This is a genomic window from Ruegeria sp. BHSA163 (assembly GCF_059613365.1).
The window spans coordinates 90,587-105,297 of the sequence record NZ_JBXWSJ010000001.1; the positions used below are offsets into that span (position 1 = coordinate 90,587).

At 53.6% G+C, this 14,711-nt stretch carries 12 protein-coding genes and 1 pseudogene; 6 read left to right on the forward strand and 7 right to left on the reverse strand.

Annotated features, from left to right (window positions below):
• Nucleotide 1 precedes the first annotated feature (1 nt).
• The 6 genes from AC2FNV_RS00460 to pdeM all read left to right on the forward strand — a co-directional run bounded on the left by AC2FNV_RS00460 (nucleotide 2) and on the right by pdeM (nucleotide 6,605).
• A complete protein-coding gene (locus tag AC2FNV_RS00460; protein ID WP_170473664.1) occupies nucleotides 2–583 on the forward strand; it encodes a tetratricopeptide repeat protein in 582 nt (193 codons plus the stop codon).
• 30 nt (nucleotides 584–613) lie between these two features.
• Nucleotides 614–1,465, forward strand: coding sequence for a tetratricopeptide repeat protein (locus tag AC2FNV_RS00465; RefSeq protein WP_170473667.1), 852 nt, complete (start codon nucleotides 614–616; stop codon nucleotides 1,463–1,465).
• A 3-nt stretch (nucleotides 1,466–1,468) separates the two neighbouring features.
• Nucleotides 1,469–2,014, forward strand: coding sequence for a prepilin peptidase (locus tag AC2FNV_RS00470; RefSeq protein ID WP_170604688.1), 546 nt, complete (start codon nucleotides 1,469–1,471; stop codon nucleotides 2,012–2,014).
• Nucleotides 2,015–2,130: 116 nt separating this feature from the next.
• Nucleotides 2,131–3,438, forward strand: a complete 1,308-nt coding sequence (locus AC2FNV_RS00475) for a DUF8689 domain-containing protein (protein ID WP_170473673.1) — start codon at nucleotides 2,131–2,133, stop codon at nucleotides 3,436–3,438.
• Between the two features lie 48 nt (nucleotides 3,439–3,486).
• Entirely contained in the window at nucleotides 3,487–5,898 is a 2,412-nt protein-coding gene (locus AC2FNV_RS00480; RefSeq protein WP_170604686.1) for a ligase-associated DNA damage response DEXH box helicase, read from the forward strand.
• A 44-nt stretch (nucleotides 5,899–5,942) separates the two neighbouring features.
• Nucleotides 5,943–6,605, forward strand: coding sequence for a ligase-associated DNA damage response endonuclease PdeM (pdeM, locus tag AC2FNV_RS00485; RefSeq protein WP_170473678.1), 663 nt, complete (start codon nucleotides 5,943–5,945; stop codon nucleotides 6,603–6,605).
• Nucleotides 6,606–6,832: 227 nt separating this feature from the next.
• Here the strand turns inward: pdeM and folD are convergent, their stop codons facing one another.
• From folD to ybgF, 7 genes and pseudogenes are all read right to left on the reverse strand, one after another.
• Nucleotides 6,833–7,723: a bifunctional methylenetetrahydrofolate dehydrogenase/methenyltetrahydrofolate cyclohydrolase FolD gene (gene folD, locus AC2FNV_RS00490; RefSeq protein WP_170604684.1), complete on the reverse strand. Its 891-nt coding sequence runs from the start codon at nucleotides 7,721–7,723 to the stop codon at nucleotides 6,833–6,835.
• Nucleotides 7,717–7,935 (reverse strand): annotated as a pseudogene (locus AC2FNV_RS00495) (hypothetical protein); the annotation flags it as partial. The gene folD and the pseudogene AC2FNV_RS00495, both read right to left, overlap by 7 nt.
• 199 nt (nucleotides 7,936–8,134) lie before the next feature.
• Nucleotides 8,135–9,811 carry a formate--tetrahydrofolate ligase gene (locus AC2FNV_RS00500; RefSeq protein ID WP_170604682.1) on the reverse strand — a complete coding sequence of 559 codons (1,677 nt, stop codon included), beginning with the start codon at nucleotides 9,809–9,811 and terminating at the stop codon, nucleotides 8,135–8,137.
• A gap of 165 nt (nucleotides 9,812–9,976) precedes the next feature.
• Nucleotides 9,977–10,552: an MOSC domain-containing protein gene (locus AC2FNV_RS00505; RefSeq protein ID WP_170473687.1), complete on the reverse strand. Its 576-nt coding sequence runs from the start codon at nucleotides 10,550–10,552 to the stop codon at nucleotides 9,977–9,979.
• An 88-nt stretch (nucleotides 10,553–10,640) separates the two neighbouring features.
• Nucleotides 10,641–12,557: an ATP-dependent zinc metalloprotease FtsH gene (ftsH, locus tag AC2FNV_RS00510; protein ID WP_170473690.1), complete on the reverse strand. Its 1,917-nt coding sequence runs from the start codon at nucleotides 12,555–12,557 to the stop codon at nucleotides 10,641–10,643.
• Nucleotides 12,558–12,634: 77 nt separating this feature from the next.
• Nucleotides 12,635–13,888 (reverse strand): tRNA lysidine(34) synthetase TilS, encoded by a 1,254-nt coding sequence (gene tilS / locus AC2FNV_RS00515; protein ID WP_170604679.1) that lies wholly within the window; start codon nucleotides 13,886–13,888, stop codon nucleotides 12,635–12,637.
• Nucleotides 13,885–14,709 carry a tol-pal system protein YbgF gene (gene ybgF, locus AC2FNV_RS00520; protein WP_170604882.1) on the reverse strand — a complete coding sequence of 275 codons (825 nt, stop codon included), beginning with the start codon at nucleotides 14,707–14,709 and terminating at the stop codon, nucleotides 13,885–13,887. Before ybgF ends, tilS begins: the two co-directional genes overlap by 4 nt.
• Nucleotides 14,710–14,711 lie beyond the last annotated feature (2 nt).

A 14,711-nucleotide genomic window follows, 5' to 3' on the forward strand; every position in this document is an offset into this window, starting at 1 on the left:
GATGGATTCAGTGTTTCGCAGAGCCCGCAAAGGGCTTTGCAAAATTTTTAAAGCCACCGCGGTTCTAGCCATGGTGGCTTCTTGCACAGAAACGGGTCTGTCTGACGATCCGTTTGCACCGGGCGTGGATCCTGACGGAGCGTCGGTTAATGAAGTCACGGTTGGAAATCGACTGATGGCTGCAGGCGAATACGAATTGGCTCTTGAGGCTTTTACGCGCGCAGCTTTGCAAGAAGGCATGACTTCAGAGATTCTAACATCGTTGGGAACGGCGAATCTCGGACTGCGGCGCGTTGGTCAGGCAGGGCCTTTGCTGCGTCGAGCTGTCAAAGAAGACCCGGAATGGCCTGTAGCATGGAACAACCTGGGTGTTTATCTCATGGAATCTGGAGAATATGCAGAGGCAGCTCAGGTATTCCGGCGCGCTTACGCATTGGACGATGGCGAAAGTGACGCAATCCGCGACAATCTGCGGTTAGCACTCGCAAAAATGGAAAATCCTGCTAATAATGACACTCAAGAACAAGAATTTGAACTGGAAAGGCGCGGCGACGGAGAATTCGTTTTGCGCAAAATCCAGTAAACGAGGTTAAGAGCAGTAAAGGACGCAAAAATGCGCCAACCCTTTTTGATTCCGACTGTCATAATGTTTGGACTGGTTCTATCCGCCTGCGCCAAAGAATCCGAAGAAGAAAAAGTGGAACGCACCTTTCAGGAAGTCAACGTCATCGACGAAACAAACCTGAACGACGTATTGCTTACCGCTGCCGATCCCAACGAAGCGGTCACCTATTTCCAAGGTGCAGCACTAAAAAATCCCGACCGGATTGACTTGCAACGCGGACTCGCAATCAGCCTGACGAGGGCCAAGCGCAGCACAGAGGCTGCAGCAGCGTGGAAACGTGTCACTGAAATGAGCGGTGCCAATAACGCTGACCGGGTTGAATACGCTGACGCCTTGGTCCGCAGCGGAAATTGGGACAAAGCCAAAGCCACACTGGATAAAATTCCCCCGACTTACGAGACGTTTCAGCGTTACCGTCTTGAGGCCTTGGTCGCAGATTCCAGAAATGACTGGAAAAGCGCGGACCATTATTATGAAACTGCCGTTGGCCTGACCACCCGCCCCGCGAGTGTTATGAACAATTGGGGCTACTCCAAAATGACCCGCGGACAATATGCCGAAGCAGAGCGATTGTTTGCCGAAGCCATTCAACAGGACAAAACTCTGTTCACGGCGAAAAACAACCTGGTTCTAGCGCGTAGCGCGCAAGGAAACTATGGGATGCCGGTCGTGCCGATGACCCAGATCGAGCGGGCCCGGCTGCTGAACACGATGGGTATTTCGGCGGTGAAACAGGGTGATATCAATACGGCCAAAAATCTGTTCCGTGAAGCGATCGCAACGCATCCACAGCATTTCGACGAAGCCGTCAGATCATTGCGCGCGTTAGAGGACGCCTAGTACATGACGATTCCTGCGTCGGCGGCCGCTTGGTTTTTACCTTTTGTGCTGCCGATATGCGTTTACGTTGCGTTCACCGACATGCGTGAGATGCGCATCAAGAACCATGCGGTTGCAGCCTTAGCAATCGTTTTTGTCATTATTGGTTTACTTGCGTTGCGGCCATGGTCAGCAGGGTGGTCCACCGGCAGCGTCGGGCCACTGTCCTTGTCCTTGCCCGTTTATGCCTGGCAGCTTCTTCACATACCTTTTGTTCTGCTTGTGGGCATCGTGCTCAACGCTGCAGGTGCCATGGGTGCAGGTGATGCCAAGTTCTGCGCGGCCGCTTCCGCCTTTATATGGACTGCGGATTTTATGATTGTAATGGTCATTCTTATGTCAACCACGCTTGGTGCGGTTGCATCACATCGGTTGGCAAAATATACCCCGTTGCGCCAGATTGCGCCCCATTGGGAAAGCTGGGATCGAGGGAAACAATTCCCGATGGGGTTAGCGCTTGCTGGTTCTCTTATCATGTATTTGATATTGGGCATTATTTACGGCTCGTAAACAATCTTCTGTACGCCACGCCTGTGCCTTGGTACTGCCACAAATCTTGGTCAAATTTTTGCAAGCGGCCCGGTATCGGGCATTTGTCGTGACAAGTAGATAAACGAGCAACGCTGATGAATATGCAGACCAATTCCGTTATTGCCCCGCCTGCCCCTAAGGGCTTAGGTGAAATGCGCCTTCCGCTGGTGATGATGCGAGATATTCTTCTTAAAACAATTTTCCGCAAGAACGTTGACACGGTAACGGAAGTCGCCCAGGCGATCTGTTTACCAAGTTCTGTTACGCAGGAGTTAATTGATATTGCGCGCGAACAAAAACTGCTTGAGGCGACAGGAACTCTTAATGCCAACAGCGGCAATGAAATGGGGTACCAACTAACGGATGCCGGGAAAGCGCGCGCTCTGGATGCTCTAAGTCAGTCGGAATATTTTGGTGCCATGCCTGTGCCGCTGGAGGTCTACAGCGAGCAGGTTAAACGCCAGTCCATTCGCAACATTCAGGTTACTCGCGACCAATTGACTGGGGCGATGGGCCATCTGGTGTTGCCTGACAGCCTTTTGGACCATCTGGGTCCAGCAGTCAGTGCCGGCCGTTCGATACTGATGTATGGTCCCCCGGGTAACGGTAAGTCCTCGATTTCTAACGGCATCAGAGATGCGCTGGGGGATAACGTCTACGTCCCGCGCGCTATCGAATATGCTGGTCAGGTGATTACTGTCTATGACCCGATTGTGCACACGGCGATCGAACAAGAGGCTGATGATCCAAACAGCCTGCGCCGCCGAAAGCGATTTGATACCCGCTACGTGCAATGTGAGCGCCCGACTGTTGTGACTGGTGGTGAATTGTCACTCAATATGCTGGACTTGGTCTATAATCCTACGGCGCGAACCTATCAGGCTCCGCTTCAGCTCAAATCTACAGGCGGTATATTTATTGTTGACGACCTTGGTCGTCAGGCGGAACCACCTCAGGCACTTATCAACCGATGGATTGTTCCATTGGAAGAAAGCAAAGACATCCTTGGTCTACAATCTGGTGAAAAGTTTGAAGTTCCCTTTGACACGTTGGTGATCTTTTCGACCAACTTTCACCCGAACGAGATTTTCGACCAAGCTGCTCTGCGCCGGATCTTCTTCAAAATCAAAATCGACGGCCCAAATCAGGAAAACTTCCTGAAAATCTTTGCAATGGTCGCCCGAAAACGCGGCATGCCATTGGACGAGGCGGCGCTGGTGCATCTGTTAAAAGTAAAATATCCGACGATCAACAACATCTACGCCAACTACCAACCGATCTTTTTAATCGATCAGATGATTTCAATCTGCGAATTCGAAGGCATACCTTATCAGATGAGCCCCGATCTGATCGATCGAGCTTGGGCGAATATGTTTGTTAAAGAAGAACAAATCGTTCACTAAAGACGTCTTTCCCATACCAATTTGTATTAGGGTGGGTAATCTGCGAACATGACGCAGATTCCCGCCCTGATAACAAATTGGTTTACATCGAAAAACTGGTCCATCCATCCGCATCAGCAAGAGATGTTCGACCGGGCACGCGACCCTGCAACTCTGCTGATAGCACCGACGGGCGGTGGAAAGACCATGGCCGGTTTTTTGCCTTCGCTGGCGGAATTAGCCGATGGTTTCCATGGCGGCTTGCACACGATCTATGTCTCGCCTCTCAAGGCCTTGGCATCAGACATCCGTCGCAATCTACGTGTCCCCGTTGGTGAAATCGGATTACCCATCAGGATCGAAGACAGGACAGGCGACACCTCGGCCACACAAAAGAAAAGGCAACGCGCTGACCCGCCGCATATCCTTCTGACGACTCCTGAAAGCCTGGCACTTCTGACATCTTACGAGGATGCGCCCCGCATGTTTGACGGTGTGCAAAGGGTGATCGTGGACGAAATCCACGCGTTGGAAGAAAGCAAACGCGGCGACCAGTTAATGTTGGCATTGGCACGCCTTCAAAGCCTCTGCCCAGGTTTGCGTCGTGTCGGACTATCGGCAACGGTCGAGGACCCCGACGCCATCGCTCGTTTTTTGGCACGACACCCAGATCCGTGTCGCATCATTCAGGCCGACCCCGGCCCAGATCCCGACATTTCAATGCTGCAAACTCACGAGAAGCCACCGTGGTCTGGCGGTGGTGCTGCCTATGCGATTCCGGCTGTTCTGGATCAGATCAAAAGACACAAGACGACTTTGATATTCCACAACACACGCGCCCAAGCTGAAATTTTTTTCCATAATCTGTGGCTTGCCAATGATGATGCCTTGCCGATCGGAGTCCATCACGGAAGTCTGGACCGACAACAGCGCGAACGGGTCGAAGCAGCAATGGTACGGGGCGACCTTCGAGCAATCGTCTGTACAGGTAGTTTAGATCTCGGCATTGACTGGGGCGATGTTGATCTGGTGATCCAGATAGGAGCTCCGAAAAATGTCAAACGGCTGGTGCAACGAATTGGTCGCGCCAATCACCGCTACAATGCACCTTCTAAGGCCCTGCTTGTACCAGCCAACCGGTTCGAAGTGGTCGAATGCGTTGCCGCACTCGAAGCAGTGAAGGCACATGACTTGGATGGGGAACCGCGCGGTTCCGGCCCACGAGATGTCTTGTGCCAGCATATTCTAATAGCCGCAGCTGCTGGGCCTTTTGATCCCGACGCGCTGTATGACGAAATGACGACAGCCGGACCTTTCGCTGAATTAACCCGCAACGCATTTGACGCTTGTCTGAATTTCTGCGCAACAGGGGGGTATGCCCTACGTGCTTATGACCGCTGGCAACGGCTGCAGCAACGGCCCGATGGTTTTTGGCAATTGCGCGACCCGCGCGCGGCGCAACGGATCCGAATGAACCTGGGTACAATTCAAGATACTGACACGCTCAAAGTTCGATTGAAGCGAAATCGGGGCGGAAAGCCATTAGGTGAGGTGGAAGAAGCGTTCGCCGCTTCGTTAACTCCCGGGGATACATTTTTGATCGGCGGACAGATTGTCCGTTACGAGGGGCTGCGGGAAATGGTCGTCGAAGTCAGCCGTCGAGCTGATCGAAAACCCAAGATCGCAACATTTTCTGGCACGAAATTTGCCACCTCGACCCAATTGAGCGACCGGATCTTGCGAATGTTTGCGCAACAGGAATGGCCTCAATTGCCACAACACACCGCCGAATGGTTAGCGCTGCAGCGCGATATTTCACGTTTACCGCAGAGAGACCGACTACTGATTGAAAGCTTTCCATGCGACGGGCGGGAACATCTTTGTGTCTACGGATTTGCGGGTCGGAATGCGCAGCAGACGCTTGGCTTGTTAATGACCAAACGGATGGAGGAGACAGGCCTAGCGCCTTTGGGTTTTGTGGCGACGGACTACGCAACGTTGATTTGGGGTTTAGATGCAGTGACCGACCCCCGCCCTCTTTTCGATCCGAGTGCTTTGAGAGATGGCTTGGAGAATTGGCTGGCTGGCAACGCCGTGATGAAGCGCACCTTTGGCGCGTCTGCCACGATTGCTGGCCTCATAGAACGGAACACAGGCGGCCAGCGAAAAAGCGGTCGTCAAGCAACATTTTCCTCTGACATACTTTACGACACGCTCATGCGATACGACCCTGACCATTTATTAATGCAAATCACACGTGAAGAAGCAATGCGCGGGTTGGTCGATTTTGGACGTATTGAGGAAATGCTTTCCCGTATAGACGGACGGATCGATATGTTGCGGCTGGACCGTGTTTCACCGCTTGCCGCGCCGCTTTTCCTGGAGGTTGGGAAAATTCCAGTTAAGGGAGAGGCCGAAGAACGCCTGTTGGCGGAGGAAAGCGCACGCCTGCTTCAGGAGGCAGGTTTGAATACCTTGTGATCTCCTCTTGCAACAACATCGAAAAGCCGCGAAAAGAACGTATCATGAACGCGCTGGAATTTGAATTTTCAGGACAAAGGTTGGCAGCCTTGGGCAGTGGCGCCTTGTGGTGGCCCGATCAGAAATTGCTGTGCGTGTCTGACATGCACCTAGGTAAATCTGAAAGAGTTGCGCGGCGCAGCGGTCAAATTCTGCCGCCCTACGAGGGCCGCGATACCCTGTCCCGACTGGCAACAGATTTGGAACTTAGCAGGGCGACTACAGTAGTCTGCCTGGGCGACAGTTTCGATGACTTGGAAGCATCCGATGCATTTGTCTCAACTGATCGCCTTCAACTTATTTCATTACAAGCCGGGCGTCACTGGATTTGGATCGAAGGAAATCACGACCCCGGTCCTGTCGAACTGGGCGGTACCCACTTGGTGGAATGGTCATGTGGGCCACTGAAATTCCGTCATATTGCTCAGCCGGGGGAGGTGGGTGAAGTGTCCGGACATTACCATCCAAAGGCTCGTTTGAGGGCTAAAGGGCGCACAGTCACTCGTCCGGCGTTTCTGGTCGATTACGCCCGATTGATCCTGCCAGCCTACGGTACTTACACAGGCGGTTTGCACTGTTCAGATACAGCTTTGGCAGATGTCATGGCGGCGGATGCGCGCGCTATTCTGACCGGCGCGCAACCATATATTTTGCCAATGCCGAGATAATCAGGTCTCAGATTAATCCAGCCTTTTCAGCTGGGGAGCAAATCCTGACAGATTCTTTGCCTTAAAATTCAAACAGTCTTCGCAGCGGCCAACCGAGAAGCCCCTTACAGCTAAAATGGCTCCACAAAGAAGAAGTCAATACACGGCAAAAGGGTCGAAAAACGAACGCGCTCTTCGACCCTTTTTGAACTGTTGTGTGACGCTTAGCGCCGAATATTCCGAACGAATTATGCCGTAAGCCCTTCGGGTTCGGGCAAGCCATTAGCGCGGCAACAAGCGGTCAGATTGTTGGCCAGAAGGCATGCAATCGTCATTGGTCCAACACCGCCCGGCACAGGAGTGATCGCCCCTGCCCGTTCAACTGCGCTTGCGTAATCTACATCACCAACCAACTTGTTCTTACCATCGCGTTCAATCCGGTTGATCCCAACGTCAATTACCGTTGCTCCCTCTTTGATCCAATCGCCAGGAACCATCTCGGGGCGGCCCACAGCGGCGACGACAATATCGGCGCGACGCACCACGTCAGGCAGGTCCTTAGTGCGGCTATGCGCGATTGTGACGGTGCAACTATCCCCAAGAAGCAATTGAGCCATCGGTTTACCGACAATATTCGATCGACCGATTACAACCGCATCCATGCCGGACAGTGACCCATGATAATCACGCAGCATCATCAAACATCCCAATGGCGTACAAGGTACCATCGATTTCTGTCCGGTGCCCAAAAGCCCCACATTGGAAATATGGAACCCGTCAACATCCTTGGCCGGATCAATTGAGTTGATCACAAGATCTTCGTTTAAATGCTTTGGAAGGGGAAGCTGAACCAGAATTCCGTGTACCGCGGGATCCTTGTTCAATTTGTCGATCAGTGTCAGCAAATCCTCTTCGGAGGTATCGGCATCCAACTTATGCTCGTACGAGTGCATCCCCACTTCGACGGTTTGCTTGCCCTTTGACCGTACATAAACTTGGCTTGCCGGGTCTTCGCCTACCAGAACGACGGCTAATCCTGGGATAATACCGTTTTCCTCTTTCAGCCTGGCAACCTGGTCGGCAACCTGTGCGCGCACTCTAGCCGCAAAGGCCTTGCCATCGATAACCTGTGCTACCATCCTAAGTTTCCTTTCTTCAAAAACGATAGGGCGCAGTCGCTCCCGCCTGCTCTGTTATTGCCTAACGCAAGTTCCTCACGTGCGATCGACCGGTCAATCAAAATGCGCCAAAGCTTCTCGGCCAAATCTGGATCCTTCCCCAAATCTTCGGAACCCGCACGCACACACTGCTCCACTTCCTCTACCCGGTCCGGAACTCGTTCCGGTAAACCTAATGCCGGTTTTTACTCGAACGTGCTGTCGATGTAACTTATGCGCTTCGTCAACATCTCGATCAATTGGCGGTCAAGTTTGCGGAACTGCCTCTGCAGATCACGCAGGAAATAATAATCGCGCAGCGGTTTCCGAGAGTGCGTCAAAATCTCCTCGTGGCCCAAGTTTTTTGGACCACGAGATTTACTTTTCGGCGGCCTAGAACAGGCCTTCGATCTCACCTGCTTCATTGAGGCAGATGGTTTCGGCTGCCGGTTTGCGTGGCAACCCGGGCATAGTCATGATCTCGCCGCAGACTACAACGATAAATCCGGCACCCGCGCTCAGGCGAACCTCGCGCACCGGAACCGAATGGCCGGTTGGCGCGCCACGTAACGTGGGATCAGTCGAGAAGCTGTACTGGGTCTTAGCCATGCACACCGGCAAGTTGCCATATCCGGCCTCTTCCCATTCACGCAGTTGGTTGCGGATCTTGTTATCGGCCAGCACCTCGTCGGCTCGGTATATGCGCTTGGCGATGGTTTCGACTTTTTCGAACAGCGGCATGTCATCGGGATAGATCGGCGAAAAGTTGGCGCTACCGCCTTCGACAATCTCGACAACCTTTTCAGCCAGCGGCGCGGAGCCTTCAGAGCCCAGCTCCCAGTGGCGCGACAGAACCGCCTCGACCCCATGTTCACCACAATACTCGCTGACAGCCTGCACCTCGGCATCGGTGTCGGTTACGAAGTGGTTGATGGCAACCACAACAGGCACGCCAAAGGATTTTACGTTCTCGATGTGGCGGCCAAGGTTGGCACAACCCGATTTTACCGCATCGACGTTCTCGGCACCCAGATCGGCCTTGGCCACGCCTCCATTCATCTTCATCGCGCGCACGGTCGCGACAAGCACCACAGCGGATGGTGCAATGCCAGCCTTGCGACACTTGATGTTCATGAATTTCTCGGCACCTAGATCGGCGCCGAAGCCCGCTTCGGTTACCACATAGTCCGCCACTTTCAGTGCGGTCTTAGTAGCGATGACCGAGTTACAACCGTGCGCTATGTTGGCGAACGGGCCGCCGTGGACAAACGCAGGGTTGTTTTCCAGTGTCTGGACAAGGTTGGGCTGCATCGCGTCTTTCAAAAGAACAGTCATCGCGCCTTCGGCTTTGATGTCGCGGCAGTAGACTGGCGTTCTGTCGCGACGATAGGCAACAATGATGTCACCCAGTCGCTTTTCCAGATCTTTCAAGTCAGTCGCCAGGCATAGAATTGCCATGACCTCGGACGCCACAGTGATGTCGAAACCGGCTTCGCGCGGGAAACCGTTCGAGACGCCGCCCAATGAAGCAGTAATTTGACGCAGCGCACGATCGTTCATGTCTACAACTCGACGCCAAGCAACCCGACGAGTGTCGATTTCGCATTCGTTGCCCCAGTAGATGTGATTGTCGATCATCGCCGACAACAGAGAGTGGGCCGAAGTGATTGCGTGAAAATCCCCGGTAAAGTGCAGGTTCATTTCCTCCATTGGAACAACCTGCGCATAACCGCCGCCAGCAGCGCCGCCCTTCATACCGAAGTTCGGGCCAAGCGACGCCTCGCGGATGCAGATCATCGCATTCTTGCCGATACGGTTCAGACCGTCGCCAAGCCCCACGGTTGTGGTGGTTTTGCCTTCACCAGCTGGGGTCGGGTTGATCGCCGTCACAAGGATCAACTTGCCGTCCTGTCGGTCCTGCACCGAGTTGATGAAGTCCTGGCTGACTTTTGCTTTGTCATGGCCATAGGGCAGCAGATCGTCGCTGGAAATGCCCAGCTTGGCACCGATTTCCTGAATCGGCTTCTTGTTCGCCTCGCGAGCGATTTCGATGTCGGATTTATAGCTCATCGGCCAGAGTCCCTGATTGAATTCCGTGCAATACCAACGCAAAGCGTCGGCGCTGCTCAATCCATACAATTGTGTACACTGGCAATAGATATGGATTCCGACATAATCAGGCCACGAAGCGGCGTGGCACGGCTTAGCCTGGCTACAATCGGAAACTCTCGCCCTCTAAGGCGCCCAATTTCGTTGGTCTGGCACAAACAGCCGCATCTTATCGCCCATCTTCGCAATTCCAGGCCTTTCGACCCAAGCTGTAACACCGCGTCGCCCCTTGGCCGCCGGTTTGAAAGCAGCACCGTAACCGGGCAAGTCAGCTTCGATTTCCCGGCCGGGAAGGACGCAAGGCCGATTTTCCATATCTATCGTTATCGTCAATCCTCCCTCGATCTGTAGGCGGGACGATGGCGGAACGTGCGTAAAATCAGGTATTCCGCGCAATACGATACTTGCGCCTAAGAAGGTCGGGTCCAGCCTGTCCAAGCCGATTTCCGTGGCAATCGCATCTATTTCCTCGGCCGACAACACCGAAAGCTGTCGAACATTTCGGATTTCCGTTCCTCGCGGATACAGGTTTTTGACCCTTACGCAGGAAGGACGGTTATTTCCTTCGTGTCGTGCCCCGCGATCACCTGAAAAATCCAGATCCAAGCTGTCTACGGCTTCGGCTCGCAAAGACTCTCCGGCCGGAACATGCCCAAGCCAAACGATTTCGGCCAAGAATTCCGTTTCACGCAATACTGGCATAGACGCACCATTTTGTTCAGGAAGTCGATTGAATTTAGGTCACTAGCGGCGACAGAAAAAGACCCGGGAAATTCCCGGGTCTAAAGCGTCACGTTGAAGGTTCAGGCTCCATCCCACCCTCGGGCGGAGTCTTCTTTGACTTGGTCTTTGGAATGGCGGTGACGCTTGGTGCGTTGCCCTCATCCGGGCTGTCACCCTCGTCATCGCTGTCACTGGGTGACTCACCATTCATCACACGCTTGATCTCATCTCCAGTCAGAGTTTCGTACTCCAACAAGCCCTGCGCCAAACGCTCCCATTCCTCGTTTCTTTCGGTAAGGATACCGTGCGCGCGCTCATAACCCTGCTGGATAAGACGCTTAACCTCTTCCTCGATCAACTCTTTGGTATGGGCTGATACCGAGAAACCCGCTGTATTGCCTGAGTAACCTTCGTGAGCCTCTGCATAATCGATATTGCCGACCTTGTCGCTCATACCCCAGCGCATAACCATGGCGCGAGCTAATTGGCTGGCCTGCATAATATCGCCCGCTGGCCCGTTGGAAACGTGATCTTCGCCGTAGCGTATGACTTCGGCAGCTTTACCCGCCATCGTCATTGCCAGCTTTTGCTCACACTCATCGCGGTGGTAATTTAGTTGATCCATCTCTGGCAAGCTGACGACCATACCCAGCGCTCCTCCTCGCGGGATGATCGTCGCTTTGTAAACCGGATCGCATAACGGCAGGGTCATACCCACGACCGCGTGGCCAGCCTCATGATATGCCGTTTTCTCTTTCTGATCCTGGGTAAGCACCATCGATCGGCGCTCGGCCCCCATCATCACCTTGTCTTTGGCGTTCTCAAAGTCTTCCATCGTCACAAAGCGACGGCCAACTCGCGCGGCCATCAGAGCAGCCTCGTTAACAAGGTTTGCCAAATCAGCGCCTGAAAAGCCCGGCGTGCCTCTTGCGATAATGCGTAAATCTACGTCCGGTCCCAAAGGTGTCTTACGAGCATGTACGCCCAAGATCTTCTCACGGCCTTTAATGTCGGGATTACCAACGGTCACGTTACGGTCAAATCGACCTGGACGCAGCAAGGCAGGGTCCAGAACATCTTTGCGGTTGGTAGCCGCAAGGATGATCACGCCCTCGTTGGCTTCGAAGCCGTCCATCTCAACCAACAATTGGTTAAGCGTTTGTTCGCGTTCGTCGTTGCCCCCGCCATATCCAGCACCACGATGCCGACCAACAGCGTCAATCTCGTCGATGAAGACAATGCATGGCGCGTTCTTCTTAGCTTGTTCGAACATGTCGCGTACGCGGGATGCACCGACACCTACGAACATTTCAACAAAGTCCGACCCCGAGATGGTGAAAAACGGGACTCCAGCTTCACCAGCAATAGCGCGGGCCAGCAAAGTCTTGCCTGTGCCCGGAGGCCCAACAAGCAGCGCGCCCTTGGGAATCTTGCCACCAAGGCGCGAGAACTTCTGCGGATTTCGCAGGAACTCGACAATCTCTTCCAGTTCTTCCTTGGCTTCGTCGATGCCAGCAACGTCATCGAAAGTCACGCGACCGTGCTTTTCCGTCAGCATTTTAGCCTTGGACTTGCCAAAACCCATCGCGCCGCCTTTGCCACCGCCTTGCATCCGGTTCATGAAATATACCCAGACGCCAATCAGCAACAGGAACGGCAGCAGAGTTATAAGAAACGACTGAAACCCGGATTGCTGCTGTTTTTCGGCCCGAACAGGGATGTTCTTGTCGATCAGCAGTTTCGTCACCTCGGCGTCAGTGGGTTTGATGGTTACATAGTCACGGTTATCGCTTGTGCGATAACGGATCTGTTCACCATCCAGTGTCACATTGGTGACATCTCCTGAATCTACAGCACTGACGAATTCGGAATAGGTTCTTTCATTATTCTGAAGCGTGCCACCTGACCCACTGAACAAATTGAACAGTGCAAGGATCAACAAGAACAGGACGACCCAGAAGGCGATGTTACGAGCGTTGCCCAAGGAAATTCTCCCAAAAGATTTCGGCGGATGGGGACCTGCCGAGGTTGCTCTATAAAATAGAGATGATTCATGCAGGTTCAATGAGATAAAATTGATGAATAAAACTCTGGCCTGTTAGCTGCCATTTGAATGTGCCATCCGCTTGCATGGCCAGCCAGCGGTGCAGACAAGATAGTGTCGCCGGACCATACCGCCGGAGACGACAGCAAAGTAGCTTTTGGCCTTCCTAGGTCCCGCCAATTTTCCAACTGTGCAACGCCTTCTTCGCCCAAAGCGCGAATTTCCGATCCGGCATCTTGGGGGCCGGTTACAATCCAGCGGTTGTCCCAGAGGTCACCGGGGTCTGCGACTTGGTCCCTGACAGCCCTTAGCTCTCTGCTAATCCACATTTTTTTGCCTTCCGGGGTCAGCAAGCATCCGCCCAAAGTTGCTGATTTTCCAGCTGAGATTGCTTTAATCGTCTGATCGATGGCGGTTTGGCGCGGAGGGTACCCCTGACCTGCAATCCAACCAACAGCGGCAACAATAATCCGCCGGCGAATTTCGCCGGGCAGCGACTGAAAGTCATCTTGGTCCAGGCACAGAACCCCATCTATCTCGTGCACCACTTTTCGTGCCGAATCTTGTGTGTATTGTTGCAGCGCTTCTCGGGCGCGCGCTAAATTCTCTGCCACACGTGTCAACGTTTCCGCAGTCAATCCAATCTGATCAAGTTGGGTAAGTGCTTCTCGAACCTTAATACGATCAAAACGTGGATCTTGATTCGAGGGGTCATCGATCCAATCGATACCTTCGGTGTTCAAATAATCTCGAAGTTGCGTCCGGGTAACCGACAATAAAGGGCGTAATATATCGATATCGCCTTCGCGGCGAACGGCGGCCATCGCCGACAATCCCGACACGCCAGCAGCACGAGCCAATCTCATCAGAACTGTTTCGGCCTGATCATCCGCAGTATGGCCCAATGCGATCGCCCCAAGCCCTCTTTCTTGCGCCCATTGCAACAGCAATCCGTATCGTGCACGCCGAGCTTGATCTTGCAGATTTCCGCTACCGTCCCAGCGCTGCCACTTTAAGATAGTATGTGGAACGCCCCATCGCTGTGCAAATTCCCCCACCAATGCAGCTTCGTCGGCAGATTCCTTTCGGAGACCGTGGTCTACGGTGGCAGCAAAGAGTTCGATCCCCTTAGTTGGCGCAATTTTAGACAAAAGACGCAAAAGCGCGGTTGAGTCACTTCCGCCCGACACCGCCACCCCTATTCGGTGAGGCAGCGGATCAGGCAACAAAGCCTCAATCTTTTCAAGAAGGTTTTGGGCGTTCGCGGTCAAGAACACCCCAGCGATGCCATTTCCCGTGTTGCCGATGCGGCCGGAGCTGATGCCGGAAAACGCACTCCGACCTCGCCCAATGTAATGCAAGCCTGATCAATCTGTCCGAGCCGGCCAAGTGCTGCTCCTAGTTCAAACAAGGCCTCTGGCGCCAGTGGTCCTTCGGAATCGCCGGTAAAACTTGCCAGAAACGCTCGCGCAGCCTCACGGGTATCGCCCAAATTTTCCAGCGCCTGACCGCGTCTCAGGTTGGCTTCCGACGCAAAGGGGCTGCCGGGATATGCCAAATCGAACTGAGAAAACAAATCCACAGCTGTATTGTAATCTCCGTTAGCTAACGCCTGCGCCGCTGCGTCGAAATCTGCCTGCTCGCCTACAGCCAGCTCGCCTTGCTCTGTTTCTGGTTTCGTTGTGACAGGCTGTGCCGCGACGACCGTGCCGTGATTGTCACCACCTAAAGTGGTTGTTTCACCTAATGTGCTCAGGTCTCCGCCTTCCAGTTCTACAAGCCGAAACTCAAGGTCGCCTATCCTGTTGGTGCCATCGGTAACAATGCTTTGGACACGTTGGTTCAGCTGTTCAGTTTGCCGGGTCAGGCGCTGCAACTCCGCTTCAATCGCATCCACCCGCTCAAGCACCGAGTCTCCGGACAGGTTTGGGGATGGCGAGCCTGTTGTCGAGAACTCGCGCTTGAGGCGTTGAAGCTCGACATGCAGCACGGTCAGCTCCTGACGAATATCCGCCAGTGTTTGCTGATCTTGTGCCTGTGCCACACCTGCGACGGCCACAACCGCCGCCACAACCAAACCCGCAAGTCGCATCA

What these genes read in the sequence shown, in the direction of transcription:
- AC2FNV_RS00460 (WP_170473664.1), top strand. Translation starts at nt 2, where the DNA reads ATGGATTCAGTGTTTCGCAGAGCCCGCAAAGGGCTTTGCAAAATTTTT.
- AC2FNV_RS00465 (WP_170473667.1), top strand. Translation starts at nt 614, where the DNA reads ATGCGCCAACCCTTTTTGATTCCGACTGTCATAATGTTTGGACTGGTT.
- AC2FNV_RS00470 (WP_170604688.1), top strand. Translation starts at nt 1,469, where the DNA reads ATGACGATTCCTGCGTCGGCGGCCGCTTGGTTTTTACCTTTTGTGCTG.
- AC2FNV_RS00475 (WP_170473673.1), top strand. Translation starts at nt 2,131, where the DNA reads ATGAATATGCAGACCAATTCCGTTATTGCCCCGCCTGCCCCTAAGGGC.
- AC2FNV_RS00480 (WP_170604686.1), top strand. Translation starts at nt 3,487, where the DNA reads ATGACGCAGATTCCCGCCCTGATAACAAATTGGTTTACATCGAAAAAC.
- pdeM (WP_170473678.1), top strand. Translation starts at nt 5,943, where the DNA reads ATGAACGCGCTGGAATTTGAATTTTCAGGACAAAGGTTGGCAGCCTTG.
- folD (WP_170604684.1), bottom strand. Translation starts at nt 7,723, where the DNA reads ATGGTAGCACAGGTTATCGATGGCAAGGCCTTTGCGGCTAGAGTGCGC.
- AC2FNV_RS00500 (WP_170604682.1), bottom strand. Translation starts at nt 9,811, where the DNA reads ATGAGCTATAAATCCGACATCGAAATCGCTCGCGAGGCGAACAAGAAG.
- AC2FNV_RS00505 (WP_170473687.1), bottom strand. Translation starts at nt 10,552, where the DNA reads ATGCCAGTATTGCGTGAAACGGAATTCTTGGCCGAAATCGTTTGGCTT.
- ybgF (WP_170604882.1), bottom strand. Translation starts at nt 14,709, where the DNA reads ATGCGACTTGCGGGTTTGGTTGTGGCGGCGGTTGTGGCCGTCGCAGGT.